The organism is Gramella sp. MT6 (assembly GCF_019357415.1).
Taxonomy (GTDB): domain Bacteria; phylum Bacteroidota; class Bacteroidia; order Flavobacteriales; family Flavobacteriaceae; genus Christiangramia.
In genome coordinates, this window is the sequence record NZ_CP048410.1 from 3,433,015 (window position 1) to 3,453,948 (window position 20,934).

At 38.1% G+C, this 20,934-nt stretch carries 10 protein-coding genes; 2 read left to right on the plus strand and 8 right to left on the minus strand.

What is annotated here, in order from left to right; genetic code table 11:
• The 8 genes from G3I01_RS15515 to G3I01_RS15550 all read right to left on the minus strand — a co-directional run bounded on the left by G3I01_RS15515 (nt 1) and on the right by G3I01_RS15550 (nt 18,532).
• Nucleotides 1–1,362, minus strand: a complete 1,362-nt coding sequence (locus tag G3I01_RS15515) for a vanadium-dependent haloperoxidase (protein ID WP_219549354.1) — start codon at nt 1,360–1,362, stop codon at nt 1–3.
• Nucleotides 1,359–4,643 carry a VCBS repeat-containing protein gene (locus G3I01_RS15520; RefSeq protein ID WP_219549356.1) on the minus strand — a complete coding sequence of 1,095 codons (3,285 nt, stop codon included), beginning with the start codon at nt 4,641–4,643 and terminating at the stop codon, nt 1,359–1,361. The genes G3I01_RS15515 and G3I01_RS15520 overlap by 4 nt, the downstream gene beginning before the upstream one ends.
• Nucleotides 4,636–7,944 (minus strand): VCBS repeat-containing protein, encoded by a 3,309-nt coding sequence (locus G3I01_RS15525; RefSeq protein WP_219549358.1) that lies wholly within the window; start codon nt 7,942–7,944, stop codon nt 4,636–4,638. Before G3I01_RS15525 ends, G3I01_RS15520 begins: the two co-directional genes overlap by 8 nt.
• On the minus strand, nt 7,937–11,227 hold the full coding sequence (locus G3I01_RS15530; protein ID WP_219549360.1) for a VCBS repeat-containing protein: 3,291 nt from the start codon (nt 11,225–11,227) through the stop codon (nt 7,937–7,939). Before G3I01_RS15530 ends, G3I01_RS15525 begins: the two co-directional genes overlap by 8 nt.
• 86 nt (nt 11,228–11,313) lie before the next feature.
• Nucleotides 11,314–12,846, minus strand: coding sequence for a RagB/SusD family nutrient uptake outer membrane protein (locus G3I01_RS15535; RefSeq protein ID WP_219549362.1), 1,533 nt, complete (start codon nt 12,844–12,846; stop codon nt 11,314–11,316).
• Nucleotides 12,847–12,858: 12 nt separating this feature from the next.
• Nucleotides 12,859–15,870: a TonB-dependent receptor gene (locus tag G3I01_RS15540; protein WP_219549364.1), complete on the minus strand. Its 3,012-nt coding sequence runs from the start codon at nt 15,868–15,870 to the stop codon at nt 12,859–12,861.
• Nucleotides 15,871–16,175: 305 nt separating this feature from the next.
• The gene (locus G3I01_RS15545) at nt 16,176–16,817 is read right to left on the minus strand and encodes a gluconate 2-dehydrogenase subunit 3 family protein (RefSeq protein WP_219549366.1); all 642 of its coding nucleotides are present in this window, start codon (nt 16,815–16,817) and stop codon (nt 16,176–16,178) included.
• 11 nt (nt 16,818–16,828) lie between these two features.
• Nucleotides 16,829–18,532: a GMC family oxidoreductase gene (locus tag G3I01_RS15550; protein WP_219549368.1), complete on the minus strand. Its 1,704-nt coding sequence runs from the start codon at nt 18,530–18,532 to the stop codon at nt 16,829–16,831.
• 160 nt (nt 18,533–18,692) lie between these two features.
• On the opposite strand from G3I01_RS15550, the gene G3I01_RS15555 reads away from it, so the two are divergent.
• Nucleotides 18,693–19,673, plus strand: a complete 981-nt coding sequence (locus tag G3I01_RS15555; RefSeq protein ID WP_347708994.1) for a sugar phosphate isomerase/epimerase family protein — start codon at nt 18,693–18,695, stop codon at nt 19,671–19,673.
• 17 nt (nt 19,674–19,690) lie between these two features.
• A complete protein-coding gene (locus tag G3I01_RS15560; RefSeq protein ID WP_219549371.1) occupies nt 19,691–20,929 on the plus strand; it encodes a nucleoside permease in 1,239 nt (412 codons plus the stop codon).
• Nucleotides 20,930–20,934 lie beyond the last annotated feature (5 nt).

Consider the following 20,934-nt stretch of genomic DNA (forward strand, 5'->3'; position numbering starts at 1 on the left):
TCAATTTGAAGCCAGACTTTGTTTATTGGGGCTTAATTTTAAATTCTCTACTACAAATGTACCTAGTTCACGCCCCTGTTTTAAACCAACCTCTATAGCTGCCCGGTAGTGAATGCCACCAAATAACCTGCTATTTGCAGCTTCCCTTGAAGCTTCGTTGAAAGAATTGAAAGTCCTTACAGGAAGACCATAATGAGTTTCGGTATCGTCTTCAAAAGAGAAATTATCACCGAAAATATCGGTTAGAACCATCGCAGCAGCACCCGAAACTACAGAATGTCCACTGGTATATTCAGGAAAAGGCGGAGTCTGTAATACAGGCGACCAATTTTCATCAATATATTTATTAATAAGCGTTTCCGGTCTTACCAGGTTGCTACGATATTTTTCATCCCAGCAACTAATAAAGGCATCGGCCATTGCAATTGACGTTCTTGTATAAGCGTAGACCGTTTTTTCAAAATCTGAATTCGATTTTCTACAGGCAATCTTTGTGATCCCGATCCAGTGACCTCCAGGAGTGATCTTTTTTGTTGCGAACATTAAATGCCCCTTCTGCGTGGATACATAAGGATTACAATCCCAGAATTTAGCTATTTCAAGCTTTTCATTTTTATCACTGTCCCCAATTTCATCCATTTCTTTTTTAACCTCATATACTTCAACCAGTTCCTTATAGAATTCAGAATCCGGTTCCATCGAAAATTCCGGCGGAGGAGCAGGTCTAAATTGATTAGCCGAATCGATCACAAAAGGTCTAATTTTCATCCAGTGTGGTTCAATCCCGTCCATATAGGAAGGCGGAGTAGGCTGCCACCTGCTTTCATCATCTGTATACAGCGAAAACTTGGGCATGGTACGAGTTTCAGCATAATTATCTTTACTCATCCAACCTTTGATATGTTGTGCCACCTGTAACCCATATTCTTTAGATTTTCTAAAACTTTCAGGATTCTTTTTTTCCCAGCTCTTATAGATACTATCCCGGAAATTGCCAATGCGATCTTCAGAAAAGATCAGACTTTTCCCAATTTCATAAAATGCAACGATAGAAGAAATCCTGGGATTCAAACCAGCAGTATCTTTTGGTGCAGGTATAGGAGTAAGTTCATTTACCTGTCCTACTAAGCTGGAATATTCTGTTTCACCCGCCTGTAAGGCTTCATAGGCCGCGATATTTGAATAGGCGTAGATCCTGCTTGCTACCGGTGGTGAAAAGATATCATGCACCTGTATCTCTGTAAGTTTATCAACAGCGATATGATAATCTTCAGAGGATACCACAATTGGTTCATCCTTTTTACATGAAATAAAAAGAAGCAGGGAAATCGTTACTAATATTGTATTATTTAAAAGCTTCATTCGGGATCATGATATTTATAAATTATCGGTTCTGCATCGTTCACAAATCCGATCAAGTATTTAATACTATTAATATTTATTTCAATTAGCCTGTTTACAGGTTTACCGGTAAAATCAATTCCGGTTCTGTCCTTAGTTTTAATTTTCCCCCCAGAGGTAATCACCGCACCGGGAAAGGCTCCATATGCTCCATGGTAAGGGGTGACACCAAAATAATTACCTCCAAGGATCGCTATTTCAGCATTCTGTACAAGATTTTCCTGTACTAATATAGTATTTATAGGTGCAAATTGTAAATTTTTGTTAAATGGAATAAAAACCATTTTTCCATCATCATTTCTTAAATAGCCAGATTCAATTGTTCTTATTTCCAGGATCGTCGATTTATCAAGGGATTCACCGAAGATCTCTTCTATATTTTTGCCTGCAAATTTCTTATAATTAGGAAATTTTTTCTTTAAAAAATTCATCTGCGCGGTTAGCTCATCTAACCCGGCAAAAGTGAAATATTCACCATTGATATTCCTGGCAAGAATGGTTTCCGAATTTCCATTTTCATCGATATCTCCGTAATACATTCTTAAAGGTTGCTGAGCAGAGGCCTTGAATTTGGAATTTAATCCCCAATTACCGAGAAGGTAATCAAGATCACCATCGCCATCTATATCAAAAGGTTCTATTGCCTGCCACAGTCCGGTTAAGTTATCCAATTCTGAATCACTTAAAGGATTTAATTTACCCTCAGTATTTTTGAATATCCTCGGGGCCATCCACTCCCCTACCAGAATAAGTTCTGGAAAATCGTCCCCATCCATATCATTCCAAACCGCATCTGTGATCATACCGGCATTTTTGAGCTCGTCATTCTCCACAAGCCGAAAATTACCGTTTATGTTTTCCAGTAAGAATGATTCAGGGGTTTTACCAAAATCACCAGCAATAGCGCGTCCTCCTACGAAGATATCAAGATCGCCATCCTTATCCATATCTGCAGAAACAACCACCCCGGCATCTGAATAATATTCTGGGAGCTCGATCTTTTTCCAGCCACCATCATTTTGGATCCAGTAATTATCTTTTAATACATCAAATTTTCCATTGAACTCTCCACCGCCGGTTACATAAAAAAGATCATTTTTACCATCATTATTAAAATCAGCGATCTCCACTCCGCGAACTTCCGCATTGGTAGTTTCGTTAAGAAATGGAAAATCTGCCTTTTCAAGACCAGCCTTGTTTTGTAAATAGACCTCTGACTTAACTCCCCTGGAATTTCCTATAAAAATATCCTTTAAACCATCATTATTAAGGTCTCCAGTGGCTGCTACCGGCATTTCATCTGAAATTCGATAAGGAATAAGCTTTTGCCGATCAAAGTCATTATAGGAGTTCTCTTTATGACTGTAAAGGAAACCCGGGATGCTATCTATGGGTTCAAACATCTTGCCTTCTTTAGATTCTTCTAATACAAACCTCGCCTTATCTGAATTTTCAGGCGGACTCAAGATCATTTTTTGATTTGTCTTAACCTCATATAATTTTTGAAATTCTTCTGTAGGCCAGATAATATGCAGGGAATCTACAGTCATGGCATTTCCGAAACCAAAATGAATTATAGGTTCTGAGGAAGATTGAAATCCTTTACTATTAAAGAGCTGCTGATACTGTAATTTCCCTTCATTAAACGCATATACTTTTGCCCCTAGCCCAAATGTATTCCCTTCCTTCCCTTTCAACTGGATCCTGAGAAAGTTGTTCCTTTCAGAAGCCGAATTTTCATAAATAAAGGCTTCAGCATTTATGTTATTGGTTACAAGGTCCAGGTCACCGTCATTGTCCAGGTCTCCATAGGCGCTACCATTTGAAAAGGAAGCCTCAGCAATCACCCATTCTGAAGAAAGATCCTCAAAATCCAGGTTGGCTGTTCCTTGAAAAAAATAATTATTCACCTTCCCTTCAGGCATTAAATTCAAAGACTCCTTATCCATAAATTCAGAATCATTACTTTTTTTATTGATCTGCGAATTAGAGATAAATTTTATATAGTCAAGGTTATTAGGCCTGCGCACGATTCCATTGGAAATGAAAAGATCCTTTTCTCCGTCCATATCATAGTCGGCAAAGAGAGGAGACCAACTCCAATCTGTTGCCTCAATTCCACTTAGCAAGGCTATTTCCTGAAAATTCTCACCACGATTATTTAACTGCAGCATATTACGGCTAAACTGACGGTGATAACCATATTTCATCCTGAGATTTAAGATATTAATATCTTCATCGCCAACAGATGCCTTTAAGGCAGTCTCATCCTCCGGTAACATATCTACCGATAAAATATCTGGATAGCCATCGTGGTTTATATCTGCTACATCGCTACCCATCGAAAATCGGCTAACCTGGGTCATTTTATTTTTTATCTGTTCAGTGAAAGTCCCATCTCCATTGTTCATGTACAGGTAATCGTCTTCATGAAAATCGTTACTCACATAGATATCTGTGTAACCATCATTATTCATGTCGGCAGTAGCTATTCCCAGACCATAACCATTAGGACCTCCATAAATTCCGGCTTTTTCACTTACATCATAGAATTTTCCATCCCTGAATTCGAACAATTTATCACCGCTAGATTCTGATCGTCTTTCCCTGATATTAGAAGGACTGAAGGATTCATCTGTATGCACAGCGTGGTTCAAAACATAGAGATCCAGATCACCATCATTGTCATAATCGAAAAAAGAGGCCGACGTCCCGTAATTTTCCAATCCTATACCATATTTCCCGGCAGCTTCAGTGAAAGTATTGTCACCGTTGTTTATGAATAATTCGTTCTTCCCTTTTAAACCGTGAATTCCACTTACGGCAAGAACATAAATATCCAGTAGTCCATCAGAATTAACATCGGCCATGGTCACCCCGGTATTCCAATCTGAATTACCCGTAATCCCTGAAGATTCTGAAATATCCTGAAATTTCATACTTCCCTGGTTAAGGAATAAACGGTTCTTTTCCTGGTTCGAGGTGAAAAAGATGTCCTGCAAACCATCATTATTGATATCACCAATCGCAACTCCACCTCCATTGTAATAATAGAGGTATTCCAGGATGTTTAAAGAATCTGTTTCGGTAAGGTCGTTTCGAAAATCAATGCCAGTTTCTTCAGATCTCAGTTTGGTAAAAAGATGATCCTTATCCTTCACCAGATTTTCATTTTTTTCCTTTGCACAGGAAGAAAGAAGGATCAAAATTGATAAAAGAAAGCCCCATGAAATTTTACTCATTACGCTTAAATAATTTGGGTTTGGCATTGGTGATTCCTGCTAGCAGGTATTCATTGCCATTCTTATCTTTCAGCCATTTCATTGATTTAACCTCGCCTTTTAAAAGCAATCCTGAATCTTCTGAATCTGCAACCTTAAAACCTTCTTTATCATTCAGTAATATAGTACCAAAACTGGCGTCCAGCCTTCCAAACTGGGGTTTTAATGAATAATTGTTCCCGGCAAGTATCAAATCCCGGTTTCCATCATTATTAAAATCACCAGAACTAATACTACAAATACAGGAATATTGAGCCTGAGGCGGCAGGGCTTCTATTCTGAAATTAGCTTTTCCGTCATTATAGGCTATAATACTTTTAAAATTGTTGATCACACTTACTTCAGCATTTTCCAATATTTCAGATCCAAAAAGTTCCTGCACAGATTTATTCGAATACTCGCTAAACTTCATGTTCTTTTTCTTAATTGACACGATCTGTCCGGCCAATTCACGTTTAGTATGTAAGGGAATATCCCGGCCTTCAATGGTTTTGGTAAAAACCTGCTCTGTTGTCCCGTTAAGGTCAAAGTCTGTCACAAACATTTTAGCGGGTTCAGTTTGAGAGGCCTGGTAGCTGGCATTTGAACCCCTATTTCCAAGAACAAGGTCTGGAAAACCATCATTATTAAGATCTTTCACTAGAACACTATTATATAACCCTGCATAATCTGATAACTCATTTTCCTTCAGTTTAAACCTCCCTTCCTGATTCATAAAGACCTTAGGACTCATCCACTCCCCAACCACAGTCAGGTCTTTCTGACCATCTCCATTCAGATCTTCAAAAACCGCGGCTTTTACCATTCCGACATTCTTTAATTCAGGCGCTGCCGATTCGGTAATATCTTTAAATTCTCCTTTTCCATCGTTCTCCAGAAGTACACTTGAAACCTTAAGTCCATAGATCCCGGGAACGGTATACACGCCAAGGAAAATATCCATGTCTCCATCATTATCAATATCTGCTGTTTCTACGCTGGAGGTATTATTCGGTGAATAAGCCACTATTTTGTAATCGCTGAATTGAAGATTTCCATTGTTTATATATACGCGAAGACCAGTTCTGGCATTCTTGAAGTTACCTCCAGAGCTTACTAAAAGATCCAAATCTTTATCACCATCAATATCTACAAATTCAGCATCTGTATCTTCAAAATTCTCACCGGCGTCAAAAGCTATCTGTTTAAGTTGTCCAGCCTTATCTTGAAGGTAGATCCTGCCAGAAGTCCCAAAAGCACCACCAATATAAACATCATCGTTGCCATCATTATCCAGATCTGCAACGGCCATGGCGGGACCTTCCCTGGATTGCATTTTAGGAATCAAACCTTCATAATCAAAATCTACATGACGGTCTTCTATTTGAGGTTCGAAATTCGTATCTATTTCTTCAAACCAGGTCTTTTTATCTTCAAAGCTTTTTGACCATTTCTGGTTGGCTTTGGATTGATCTAGAACCAAAGTGGAATTCAATTCCGGATCTTTTACCACCATGCGTTTTTTATCTGGAAATATGATCTGTACCGAATCTATCTTCTTTTTATCTCCCAGTCCAATGGTTTGAACATAATCTACTGAAGACTGAAAACCACGGGTGGGAATCAATTCCTGCCTTATAATTTCCCCATCAGCGAATAAATCAATTATACTGCCTACCGCCATCGTATTTTGATCTTCACCTTTTACTTTAACTTTGATAAAGTTCTGCTGTTCCTTTTCGCTGTTATTTCGATAAACGAAAGCAGGCATATTGAAGTTATTTACAATAAGATCAAGGTCCCCATCATTATCCAGGTCTGCATAGGCAGCCCCATTAGAAAAACCTGGATTATCTAAGCCCCAATCCTCGGCTTTGTTCTCGAATACGAGCTCCTTGCCATTCTTTAACGCATAGTTTGGGATTGGTGTAGAAGGCATTTTATTAATGACCTTATCTATATCCTCCTTTTTTCCCGTAATGCTCATTTTCTGAATGATATCATTGGCGAAAAAATCCATGAAATCATTATTGGTAAGATCGTGATAAATACCATTACTCACGAAGATATCGCGATAGCCATCATTATCCATGTCGAATAACAAAGCCCCCCAACTCCAGTCGGTTTTAGCCACCCCACTATAATGGGCAATTTCAGAAAATGTACCGTCGCCATTATTTAATTGCAAGGTATTTTGCATATACTGATTATAGAAATCCCTGCTTTTCTTTAGCTGAAACAGATCATATCTTTCATAATCACCGGTTTCCTTGAGGCGTGCATCATCCTCGGGAAGCATATCTGTCACAAATATTTCAGGCAAGCCATCGTTGTTAAGATCGGCCATATCAGCTCCCATTGAAGAAAGGCTAAGGTGCTGCATATAATCCTTTATTTGCTCTTTAAAGGTGCCATCTCCCTGGTTTACATAAAGGTAATCACGTTCATAAAAATCGTTGGAAACATAGATATCTGGAAGGATATCACCGTTAATATCACCAATGGTAACACCCAAACCAAAACCGATTAAGCTTCCGTAGATTCCAGCCTCCTCGCTAACATCAGTGAACTTGCCAATGTCGTTTCTTAGTAATTTATCTCCTCCGCCTTTGAGCACTTCAGGTATATCCCAGTCTTCACTTCGGGTTTCCCTTTTATTAACATAGCCAAGACTACTTACCGGAATAAAACTGTTGTTAAGTATATATACATCCAGGTCTCCATCTAAATCATAATCGAAAAAAGCTGCGTGGGTACCAAAACCACTATCGTCAAGATTATATTCAGCTGCTTTTTCGGTAAAAGTCAGGTCACCATTATTGATGAAAAGCTCATTCTTTTTATCGTCCCCTTCCAGGTTTCCTGCATTACATACATAAATATCTAAAAACCCGTCGGCATTTATATCTACCATAGTTACCCCTGTAGACCATGACTTGCTACCCTCTGCTCCAGAAGATTCCGTGATATCTTCAAATTTGAAATTTCCTTTATTTAAATAAAGTTTGTTCTTTTTTCTATTAGCAGTAAGGTAAACATCAGGCAAACCATCATTATTAAGATCGCCAATTCCTACTCCTCCTCCATTATAGAAATTTCTATAATTGAAAATATTAAAGTCCTTCTCGTTTTCAACTTTATTAATAAAATCTATTCCTGTAGAATCTGAAGGCATTTCAGTAAAAAGAAAGTCTTCGGAAGGCTGTGCTTCAGGTTGCTCAGTATCCCTTCCGCAGGAAACCGCCAGAAGGATCATCAAAATTTTAAACGTTCTTTTAATCATTGAATTTGGGGTATTTCACAAACTGTGTCTGGTCATTGTTTATTCCGAAAATGAGAAAATCCTCATTTAAAACCTTTACTTTATTTATTGATTTTACCGCTCCATTAATGTAAAGTTTGTTCCCGATTAATTCAAAATCCAGATCACCTTTATTTTTAAGAATCAAACCTTTACTGGCATCCAACCTGCCTAACTGAGTATTCACATGATAGTTATTCCCACCCAGGACGAGATCTGTTAAACCGTCGCTATCCAGATCGGTTAATAAAATATCATGGACAGAAGAAAATTGTATTTCCCTTGGTAAGGTCTTTTTCGAAAATTCAAGATTCCCTTTATTTTCAAACAAAGTAGTTTCAAGGGTTACGACCTTCTTTAATTTCGCTTTATCAATTTTCTCTTTTGAAAAATAATCATTAAAGTCTGCTTCTGCGAAAGCAGTGTAGGATAAAAAGGATTTATTCAATTGAGGGATCTGCTTTGCCAGCTCATCTTTGGTGGCCAGAGGAGTTTCCCTGCCCTGATAAAAATAAGTGAGAATAGGGTCTACTTTCCCGTTTTCATCAAAATCATTCAGATAAAGCTTTAAAGGTTTTTTTACGCTAGCCTTCAACCTGCTATTAAGACCCCAGTTACCCGCTATGAGATCAAGATCACCATCCTTATCAAAATCTTCGATCACAACAGAGTTCCACCAACCCTCTGTATTCGCTATTTCTTTTTTTATAAATTCTCCATTCGCGTTATTTAGCAATAAAGTTAAAGGCATATAATGACCAGCGATCACTACATCTGGTAAACCATCATTATTTATATCTTCGATTTTTGCGTCATAAGCCATTCCCAGATCTTTCAATGACCTTGAAAATCCATTTGATCTAACAAAACCAGATCCACTTTCATTGAGTAGAATTATCGCATCCTGGCTATCTCCATAACTTCCATAATCTGAATTACTAGCGATAAAAATATCTTCAAAACCATCATTATTAAAATCGGCCGCTCTTATTACAGAAGCATTGATATCTATATTCTCAAGGATCCTCGTTTTTTCCAAATCCCCATGCTTATTTAAGTAAAGCTCCGGATAATTCTTATCGATATTATTGGGGTCTACTCCCCCATAAACAACAATAAGATCCAGCGCATTGTCATTATTGAAATCCAAGAATACCTGCCCTACCGGTTCTTTGGATTTTGAATTAATTTGAATTCTTTCATCAATTTCAAAACTACCGGTAGCATCCTGAAGCCACATTTTACCAGGATTAAATTGATCTCCCGAGATAAAAATATCTTCCCTATCGTCATTATTAAAATCGATAACAGAAATTTTCGGTCCAAGATTAGACTGTGAATAAGGGATCAGAGGTTCATAGGTAAAATCTTTAAATGAATATTCTCTATGTGAATTCTTAAATAGTAGATCTTCTGAATTTACCAACCTTTCATCTGATGCTGTGGTAATTTCAATTGCATCTTCAAATTTGATATTCAATTTTTGATCTGGCCGAACATCTTTTAGACGTTGAACATAGCCTCTGGGCCAATGTATTTCTATCGAGTCTATTTTATTTACCTGTCCCAGACCGAAATGTAATTCTGGTGGAACTGCAGACATAAAACCACGTGTGGGGTAATTTTCCATTATCTGGACATTTTTGCCATTATAAACTTTCACCTTTGCTCCAATTCCAAATTTGTTTTCTACCGGACCGCTGAATTTTACCTGCAGGTAATTTAAACTGTCCTTTTCATGGCTTAGATTTTTGTAAATAAAGGCTTCAGAATTCACGTTATTGGTTACAAGGTCAAGATCACCGTCATTGTCTAGATCTGCATACACTGCGCCGTTACTAAAAGATTTCTCACTCTCTATCCATTTAGAATCCATGTTTTCGAAATGAAACTCACCGCTATTCTTAAAAAAATAGTTGGGAGTTCGTTTTTCAGGGATCTCTTTTATAATCTTTAAATCCTGATCGGTAATTCCTTTACTTAAGCGTTTCTGGATATTTTCATTAGCGATAAAGCTTATGTAATCCATATCGTTTGTCGCTCCTAAAATACCGTTGGAGATAAAAAGATCCTTTTTTCCGTCATTATCAAGATCTGCAAATAATGGCGCCCAACTCCATTCTGTTGCGGCTATGCCAGAAAGATGCGCTATTTCGCTAAAATTGAAATTCCCCTGATTTAACTGCAAAGCATTCTGCATGTACTGGTTTGCATAACCTTTATTCAAATAATTATTATATATCTGATAAGAATAATCGGTTCCCGAGGCCTTGTAGGTGGTAAGGTCTTCAGGCAGCATATCCAGACTGATTATATCCTGCAGCCCATCGTTATTAAAATCGGCAATATCAACACCCATAGAATAATGAGAGGTGTGTTCTATACCACTGTTATCTTCCGAAATATGATCTTTAAAGGTTCCATCAGTTTGATTTATATACAGGTAATCATTCTCAAAAAAATCGTTACCTACATAAATATCGGGATAACCATCATTGTTGAGATCTCCAATCGCAAGACCTAGTCCATAACCAATTTTACTACTAAAGATTCCGCTTTCCTCTGATACGTCCTTAAACCTGCCATTTTCATTTATAAATAAGCGATCTCCAGAAATACTATCTATAACATTTCTGGTAGTTCCCATTCCATAATTTGAATTTGGATGAACTGAATGATTCATTAAAAAAACATCAAGGTCTCCATCCAAATCGTAATCAAAAAATGCAGATTGGGTAGACATCCCACTGAAATCCAAATTATATTTTTCAGCTTCCTCAGTAAACGAAGGTATTCCATCTGGGTCATTGCCCTGGTTTACATATAATTTATTTACCCCTTTAAGTGTTTTATAGTTACCTACCTCGCAAACGTAGATATCTAAAAGTCCGTCATTATTGATATCTACAATAGTTACACCGGTAGACCAGGATTTCTTTTGTTGAATACCTGCAGATTTGGATATTTCTTTAAACTTAAAATTACCCTGATTAAGAAAAAGCTTATCGCTATCCATGTTGGCAGAGAAATAAAGATCAATGAGCCCGTCATTATTAAAATCTGCAGCAGCTACACCGGCTCCATTATAGAAATACAGGTAATTAAGGATATTGAGATCTTTAGTAGAGGTGATCTCATTTTTAAAATTAACACCGGTTTCTTCTGAAGGTAAGATCTGAAACCTGGCATCTTCAAGGATGTTGGTTTCATCTTCACAAGAGATAATAAGGAAAATACAACACAATAATAAAACTGATCTTTTCAAAATCGGCTATTTGGGGTTAAGCTGTATTAAATTAAAAGCCTTTCCAAATTACGGAAAGGCTTTAAAATTATGAACACAAAATCTAATTAATATCCAGGATTCTGAGAGATATTTGGATTCGTAGATAATGCTGCTGGTGGAATAGGGAACAACAAATATGTTTCTGTTGTTTCCGGTTTCTCATGGTGCGCATCTAAATAAGTAGAAAAACGAATCTGATCATTTCTTCTCCATCCTTCCCAATATAACTCTCTAGCTCGTTCATCTATAAGATCATCTAAGGTTACAGCAGCAAGATCTGAAGCTCCCCTTAGAACTCGAATAGAATTAACTAAAGACTCAGGAGTATCACCCATAGTTGCAGAACCCCCTCTTAAGATTGCTTCCGCCTTCATCAATAAAGCATCTGCTAATCTAAAATGAACATAATCATTTCCCGGTGATGCAGTATTTACAAAATCTACAGGATACTTTATAACCCTGATTCCTGCTACCTCACTTGCAGCGGTAAGTGAAAAATCTTTTGTAAATGCTAATGGATCTCCGTTCCTATCTTCAAGAGGAGTTCCATCTGCAGCATATTGCTGACCTAATAAGAAACCTGCATTCATTCCGGTATTTCCTTCGAAATAATCTGGAGTAAACTCTCTACGCATATCTCCATCTTCGTACAGATCATAGATCTCTGCAAGGGTTACAAATCCATTCCAACCATCTGGCTGGTTATTGTAGTGAAGGGTCATGTGCCATCTGGAATGGGTATTTGCAGGATTATTTCCCCGGTCATTCTGGCTTACGAATATATTTTCAGAACTATCGTCTGAATTTGTTGGAGAGAAGTTATCAAAATACATAGTTTCTAATTCATAATCTCCAGAACTAATGATCGCATCAACATGAGAGATCACCGTGTTCATATCACCTGAATCGAAGCTGAAAGGTCCTGCCGAGGCTGCATTGGTACTTGCGTCTGTCGCCATATATACAGCTTTGTTCAAGTAAGCCTTTGCTAGTAAAAAGTGAGCAGCATTTTGATTTGCTACTGATGGGTCTCCGGTATCTGGAAGATCATCTATGATTTCCTCTAATTCTGCAATAACAAAATTGATTCCTTCAGGTCTGTTCAAAGTAATAGATGGAGGGGACGTAAGGTCTTCTCCAGGCTCTCTACCCAGAACCAATCCAAAGTTATCTACCAAATGGAAAGCGAAAAACGCTCTTAAGAATCTCGCTTGTGCAGCCTGCTCAGGATTCGGGTCAAATTCCAAAACCTGGGTAGAACGGAAAATTCCACTTAATAAACCTGTATAGGCATTGTTTATAAAGTTATTAGAGCTAGCCCAGCTGTGTGTATGCAGGTTTCTCCAAACTCCACCATCATCCCAGTCTGGACCACGAGTAGGTCCGGCTAGTTCATCTGATGTGTGCTCCTGTAAAGCGAAAATGTTATCCTGTGTATCAAACATCCTCATAGCCTGGTAAGCCGAAGTGAGTAGTGACTCTGTATCTGCAGTAGTAGCTGCAACTTCACTACCAACTGTATCGTTCAATTCCTCATCCAGCGTAGTACACCCGAATGTAAGAATGCTAACGAATAAAATTAATACTATTTTTTTCATAAGAATATTTTATTAAAAGTTTGCATTTATTCCTACCGTAAAACTTCTGCTTCTTGGATAGGAAGTATAATCTATACCGAATGATGGAACTCCGTCAATAGCTTTATTTACATTCACCTCTGGGTCAAATCCATCATAAGGAGTAATAACAAAAAGGTTCTGTCCAGCAACATATACACGCAATGAATTCAACCAGTCTACAGAGAAATCTTGTTCACCCATAAAAGTATAACCAATAGAAGCACTATTAAGTCTTAAGAAGTCCCCGCTTTGCAAGTCTTTTGTAGATAGGAATGGTCCACCATTTTCTGGGTCGGCATTTGAATTTACCTCTGCGTAAGTGGCGTTATCACCATTAGCAACCGCTGCTTTATAAAACAATGCTGCATTAGTGTTATCATATATCTGATGACCATAAGCTCCATTTAAATTAGCACTAAAGTCGAAATTTCTAAATGTGGCATTCAATCCAATACCTAAAGTCATATCTGGGTTAGGATCTCCTACGAAATCTCTATCTGAAGTTCTTCCAGGCCCATCAAAGTTTGGGTTTACCGTTCCATCTCCATTTACATCTACATAAGTTGGTGCTCCATTCGCATCATATCCATTAAATATAGGAAGATAAAAAGCATAGAGAGGTTGATTGTCATAAAGCAACTGTGATCTTTGTCCAGTTAAACTTCTACCATTCACCTCACCAGTTGGGATACCAATTGGGAATTGATTACTAACATTAGAAATAGTGTTATCAAGGAATGCCATGTTATACGACACATCAAAGGTCCAGTCTTCATTTTGAATAACGCTCGCATTAAAAGAGATCTCAAACCCTTGGTTTTCAATTTCGATATCATCGAAATTTGTCCAGTAATTCACATTAGGCGCCGGCTGAATCGCTGGCAATCTAAACAACAGGTCGTTTGTAGTTCTAGTGAAATAATCAAATGACCCTGTAATTCTATCATTTAGAAATCCAAAATCCATTCCTATACCAAACTGCTCGGTGGTTTCCCATTGTAAATCTGGGTTAGCTACGTTTACCTGTTGTACTGCTGAGCCATCATCTGTTGGTCCGAATTGTGTTTGTGCAGAACCAGCAGGAAATTCCTGGTTACCGGTGATACCCCAGCTACCTCTTAACTTAAGATCTGAAATTGCTGCAGGTAAAAATCCTTCTTCAACAATTCTCCAGGCAGCACCTACAGATGGGAAATATCCATATCTGTTATTACTACCAAATTTACTTGAACCATCGGCTCTTAAAGTAGCAGTTAATAAGTATTTACTGTTATAGTTCAAGTTCGCTCTACCGAAGAAAGACTGTAACTCTGAAGATGGATTATAGTATGCCAAAACATCGGTTGGCTGGATAGTAGCTGCATAACCAATATCCTTAATATACTTATCCTGATCTGCAATACTGAAATCACGAGCAATTAAACTATTCCCTTTAGCTTCGAAACTCTGATAAGAATAACCAACAACCGCATCCAGTTTTAGGTTTGCTGCGATATCTGAATTATAGCTTAAGGTATGCTCGAATAATTTGTTGAAGTTATAGTTATCCTCGTAAGAAGCTACACCTCTTCCTAAAATGTTATTGGCATTAAAATCACTAGAAATAGAAGTTCTTCTGGTAGACTCACTTCTGTCTAAACCAATATTGAATTTATAATCAAGTCCTTCAGTAATATTTACCGTAGTAGAAAGGTTTGCAAGTATTCTTGATGTTTCTGTCTTATCTTCAAAATAATCAAGGAAAGCAAGTGGGTTTCTCTGGTTATCACTTGGTTGATTATACGATCCATCCTCATTATAGAATGGTCTCGTTGGGTTCCATCTCAAAGTTGAAGACATTAAATCTCCTTCTGCAGAAGCATTTTCAAAAATTGCTTCCCCGTCGTCCTTTATATAAGAGTATATGATATTAGATTTAAAAGTTACCACATCATCAAAAGCACGCTGGGTAATATTGATATTACCGGTATATTTTTCCTGTCCGGTACCTTTTACAATTCCTTCCTGATCAAGTAAACCAAGAGAAATTCTAAAGTTTCCGGTATCTCCACCTGATCCATAAGAAAAGTCATGTTGCTGAGTAAAGGCGGTTCGTAAAATAGAGCCAAAAGGATCTAAACGAGCACCAAGATCCGGATTAGGATTGCCAACACTGGTTGCGATTCCTGGATAGTCCTCAGCAGAAATAAGATCATATTCATTCGAAATCGTACTTGATTGGAATGAAGAATTAAAACTCACCTGCGGCTTACCGCTTCTACCCCCACGGGTTGTAATCAAAACAACACCATTAGCTCCACGGGAACCATAGATTGCCGTTGCAGATGCATCTTTCAAAATATCAATACTGGCGATATCACTAGAGTTAATAAACGCCAAAGGGTTAGTAGAACCTCTTCTACCAAGCCCGGTATCACTTCCTGGACTCACGTTTCCTCCACTTAAAGGAACACCATCAACAACGATCAAAGGATCATTTCCTGCCCTGATCGAGGAAGTACCTCTTACTCTAATGTTAGCCCCTGCTCCAGGTTCACCACTGGCCTGGGTGATCTGAACACCTGCTACCCTACCTTGTAATAACTGGTCTGGTGAGGTGTTGATACCTTTGTTAAATTCTTCAGCTTTTACAGATGACACTGCTCCGGTAGCATCCCTCACGGTTGTTTGACCGTAACCGATCAAAACCACCTCATCAAGTTCGGAAGCATCGGTAGCCAGATTTACATCTATCGTTGTTCTGCCTTCAACGGGAACTTCTTGAGTTTCGTAACCTACAAAACTAAATACCAGAGTAGCATCTTCTGGCACATCGTTAATTGTGTAATTACCATCGAAATCTGTGGTGGTTCCTGTTGAGGTACCTTTAATTGCAACTGTCGCGCCGGGTAGCGGACCAGTCTCATCGGTTACCGTCCCGGTAACCGTCTGCTGTGCATTTACCATCCCATAGAAAAGGAAGACCGAAATAAACAATAGGCCCCTAAAGATAATTTGTTTCATAAAAAATACGTTTTAGTTGGAAAACGCTCAGAAAAATTTCTGAACTGCTATCAATTTATACAAAAAATTGTTAATAAAGTTGTTAAACTATGAAAAATAAACAAAATTAAAATCTATCTAAGCCCCTAAATCATTAATTATTCCTACAAAAATTTTCATTTTTGATTATTTTTTAAAAAATAATCTGGCCAAAATACCATATTCGTAATCCAATGATTTTTAACATTACACTTATTCCTAAGTCTTAAAGGTCTTCCTTATTGAAACCACAGCTATCTACCTTTTTATCTCTTTCCTGGTAAATTTTATAAAGACATCGCTTTTCCATTTCCTAACTCATCAACAGGCCCACATGGTATATACTCACCTGGAATAGGATCATACCACATTACGTTTTCGCCTACCTGTTCACTATTCTTCCATGCCCAAATTCCAATATTCCTTATAGTTGTTAAATAGGCATACGCACCAGCATCATTATCCATGACATATTCCGGATCTCTAATGGCATCCTGGGTTTCTGTATTTCGTTTGTCAAAGATTTCCTTCTGAGCTGGAGTCGCTTTTAGATATTTTTTGATCAGATTTTCGAAATCTTCATTATTTCCTTCCTCCTGTTCTTTATCATATTCTTCTTTGAAAGCTCTGGAAAATGCGTCTGCAGATTCCTGAAACCTTTCACGTTGCTCAACCTCTGCCACCTGATCCATATAAGAATCTATAAACTGAGGAATATTAAGATCTGAAGCTCCCGGTGTATCTGAAGATGGTAAGATGACATCTAATACCTTTTTAAGAGCAAATCCATGAGATGCCGTTAGAAAGGTAGGTTGCCAATCATATTCCGGTTCATTCTTACAACTTTGTAATAAACTGAGCGTAGAAGGACCTATTACAAATATTCCTGCACCTAATCCTATATTTTTTAAAGCTTGTCTCCTTTTCATAATTCTAAATTTTAAGCATTAGACTTTTTGAAATTCTTTGAAGCATGATCTGCTGCCCTGGCGGTCATCGCCATATAGGTAAGCGACGGATTTTGACAACCTGCAGATGTCATAAAGGCTCCATCTGTGACATAGACATTTGGTACACCATGAACCTGGTTATTTCCATTGAGGACAGATGTCTTTGGATCACGCCCCATTCTGGCCATTCCCATTTCATGGATACCCAAGCCCGGAGCTCCTATGTCATCATAGCCTTCAACATCTTTAAAACCTGCTTTTTCAAGCATTTCAACCGCCTGTGCTACCATGTCCTCACGCATTTTCAATTCATTTTCCTTGAATTCAGCATCGAAGGTTACGGTAGGTAGACCCCAATCATCCAGCTTATCATAGTCTAAGGTCATTTTATTTTCGTGGTAAGGCAGAGTTTCTCCAAATCCCATCAAGCCCATGTTCCAACCTCCCGGTGCGGTGATCGCCTTCTTAAGTTCTTCCCCGTATGCTGCTTCAGCAATAGTATCAGACCAATTTGTTCTGCTAGCTCCACCCTGGTATCCATACCCCCTTATAAATCCGAGGTCTTTATCGTTACCGTTCAGGTTTCTGAACCTGGGCAGATATATGCCATTTGGTTTTCTTCCTTTATAGTATTTGTCCTCAAAACCTTCATAATTGCCCGATGCACCTGCCTTGAAGTGATGGTCCATTACATTGTGACCTAATTCCCCGGAATCATTCCCCATTCCATCGGGAAAACGATCGGATTTTGATTGCATAAGAATGCTCGTTGAAGCTACAGCAGATGCACATAAGAAAATCACATTTGCTTTAAACTCCATAGTTTCTTTTGTGTTGGCATCGATCACTTTTACTCCGGTAGCCTTTTTGGTTTCAGGATCATAAATAACTTCGCTAACTACTGAATTAGGTCTCAGAGTCATATTGCCTGTTCGCTCTGCTGCCGGTAAAGTAGAAGAATTACTACTGAAATAACCACCATAAGGACAGCCTCTTATACATCGGTTTCTAAACTGGCACTTAGATCTACCTTCAAATTTTTTGTCACCAGTAATATGAGCAACCCTTCCAGAAGTCATTACGCGACCTCCAAAATTTTCAGCTATGCTTTGTCTTAAATGATCTTCAACGCAATTCAGATCCATAGGAGGTAGAAATTCTCCATCAGGTAACTGACTTAATCCTAATTTTTCACCACAAACCCCAATGTAAGATTCAACATAATCATACCATGGAGCAACATCTTTATACCTCACGGGCCAGTCGACTCCTACACCATCCTTTTTATTAGCCTCAAAGTCCATTTCACTAAGCCTGTAACTATGGCGCCCCCACATAATAGATCTTCCACCTACGTGATAACCACGCATCCAGTCAAATCTTTTCACCTCATTATAAGGGTGCTTAATATCATCAACAAACCAGTGTTTACTTGGTTCTGAAACAGTATATCCAGTTCTGTTCTGCTTAAATTGTCTCTTTACTTCTTCCCTAGGAACCTCTCCCTTGAATTTATAGTCCCATGGATCATCATTCATAGTAGGATAGTCCTTAACATGCTCCACCATGCGTCCTCGTTCCAAAACCAGAGTTTTAAAACCTTTCTCACATAATTCCTTTGCAGCCCAGCCACCGCTAATACCAGTACCAACAACTATAGCGTCATAATTGTCACTTTCATAAAATACACTCACAATCTCTTATTTTATTGATAAAAATTTACGTCGAAGTCTATCAAATATATAAATTTATGCTCATAATTTTACATCTTTAAAAAAAAGGTTACATTTATTTTCATATTCCATAAAAGCTTTACAAAATCACTTATCCAATTAAATAATGAACTTAAATTCTTTGAAAGTATCGTTAACGATGCTGCTTTGCACACTCTTCTTTTTCCAGGTTTCATGCAAACAAAAAACAGATACTTCTGATTCCTCTATTGAGGAGGAAGTAGTTGCCTCTTCAGATTCCTTATTTTTTAAACTTTCCCTGGCGCAATGGTCATTACATACACCAATATATGAAGGTGACCTGGACCCTATGGATTTCGCCCAAAAGGCAAGTGAAATGGGATTTGAAGGAATAGAATATGTAAATAGTTTTTATACTGAAAGGATCAATAATGCTGAAGATCCTGAGGCGGAAATGAAAATCGTGCTTGATAGCCTTAAAGCAAAAAGCAAAGAATACGATGTAAAGAACCTAATTATAATGATTGATGGTGAGGGTGATCTTGCCGCCAACGATTCTATAGAAAGAAATAAAGCGGTAGATAATCACAAAAAATGGGTTGATGCTGCCAGTTACTTAGGATGCCATTCTATTAGAGTGAATCTTTTTGGCAGCGAAGTTCCAGAGGAATGGAAACAGAATTCTATAGATGCCCTTTCAAAATTATCTGAATATGCCACTACTAAAGACATAAATATATTAGTTGAAAATCACGGCTACCTGTCTTCCAATGCAGACCTGCTTGTAGAGGTGATGCAAGGGGTAAATATGGAAAACTGTGGCACCCTGCCAGACTTTGGCAATTTCTGCCTGAAACGTGAAGGCGGCCAGAGATGGGATGCTAAATGCGTTGAAGAATTTCCTAGATATGAAGGTGTCGAGAAAATGATGCCATATGCAAAGGCCGTGAGCGCAAAATCATACACTTTTGATGAAGACGGAAATGAAGATCTGATCGATTATAAAAAAATGCTTCAAATTGTTAAGAATAGCGGTTATGATGGTTTCATTGGTGTAGAATTCGAAGGCGGAGAAGTTTCCGCTGAAAATGGGATCATGGCTACTAAAAACTTACTAATAAAAGCTGGCAAGCAACTATAAACTCCAATCTTTAGATCATGAATAAACTTGTTCGATTTCAACTTTCCCTTATGATGTTCCTGGAATTCTTCATTTGGGGAGGTTGGTTTGTTACTCTCGGAACTTTCCTTGGTTATAATCTAAACGCTTCTGATGTACAGATCTCTACTGCATTTTCTACCCAATCTTGGGGCGCAATCATTGCTCCTTTTATTATTGGACTTATAGCAGACAGGTTCTTTAATGCCGAAAGAATACTCGGAATTTTGCACATTACCGGCGCAGTACTTCTATATATGATGTATATAAGTACAGATTTCGCTGAGTTCTATCCGTTGGTTCTGGCTTATATGATCGCCTATATGCCTACCCTGGCTCTGGTTAATTCAGTAAGTTTCAACCAGATGAAAGATCCTGCGAAAGAGTTTTCATTTATCAGAGTATTCGGAACTATCGGCTGGATCGTAGCCGGGTTAGTTATAAGTTATTTGTTCTACTGGGATGCTCCGGAAGCAAGACAGGATGGGATGTTAAAATATACTTTTCTAATGGTGAGTATAGCCTCTGGTTTCCTTGGCCTTTTCAGTTTCACATTACCAAAGACACCTCCCACTGCAGACAGGTCTAAAAAAGTAAGTATCGTTGAAACCCTCGGGCTGGATGCACTAAGCCTTCTGAAAGACAGGAATTTTCTAATGTTCTTTCTGGCCTCCGTGTTAATTTGTATCCCTCTGGCGTTCTATTATCAAAACACCAATCCTTTTCTATCAGAAATAGGAGTTGAAAATCCAACGGGACTTATGACCATTGGTCAGGTTTCCGAAGTATTATTTATGCTTCTCCTCCCCTTCTTTTTTAAAAGATTCGGTTTTAAAATGACCATTATCGCGGGGATGCTGGCCTGGACCTTAAGATATTTGCTTTTCGCCTATGGAAATTCTGGTGAGCTTATATTTATGTTACTAACCGGAATTGCCCTGCACGGAATTTGTTATGATTTCTTCTTTGTATCTGGACAGATCTATACCGATTTCAAAGCAGGTTCAAAATATAAAAGTTCAGCCCAGGGATTAATAACCCTGGCAACATATGGAGTAGGAATGTTAATAGGTTTCTATGTTGCTGGTCTAATCACCAACGCATACCTTACTGGAGACAAAATGCATGATTGGGAAACCATCTGGATCTATCCATCAGCTTTTGCATTTGGTGTTATGCTCCTTTTTGCTATATTTTTTAGAAATGAAAAGATCGACAAAAAGGATATCGAAATATAAAAAAT

Bases quoted from the DNA above. Each gene is read 5' to 3' on its own strand.
- G3I01_RS15515 (WP_219549354.1), bottom strand. From the start codon at position 1,362: ATGAAGCTTTTAAATAATACAATATTAGTAACGATTTCCCTGCTTCTT.
- G3I01_RS15520 (WP_219549356.1), bottom strand. From the start codon at position 4,643: ATGAGTAAAATTTCATGGGGCTTTCTTTTATCAATTTTGATCCTTCTT.
- G3I01_RS15525 (WP_219549358.1), bottom strand. From the start codon at position 7,944: ATGATTAAAAGAACGTTTAAAATTTTGATGATCCTTCTGGCGGTTTCC.
- G3I01_RS15535 (WP_219549362.1), bottom strand. From the start codon at position 12,846: ATGAAAAAAATAGTATTAATTTTATTCGTTAGCATTCTTACATTCGGG.
- G3I01_RS15540 (WP_219549364.1), bottom strand. From the start codon at position 15,870: ATGAAACAAATTATCTTTAGGGGCCTATTGTTTATTTCGGTCTTCCTT.
- G3I01_RS15545 (WP_219549366.1), bottom strand. From the start codon at position 16,817: ATGAAAAGGAGACAAGCTTTAAAAAATATAGGATTAGGTGCAGGAATA.
- G3I01_RS15560 (WP_219549371.1), top strand. From the start codon at position 19,691: ATGAATAAACTTGTTCGATTTCAACTTTCCCTTATGATGTTCCTGGAA.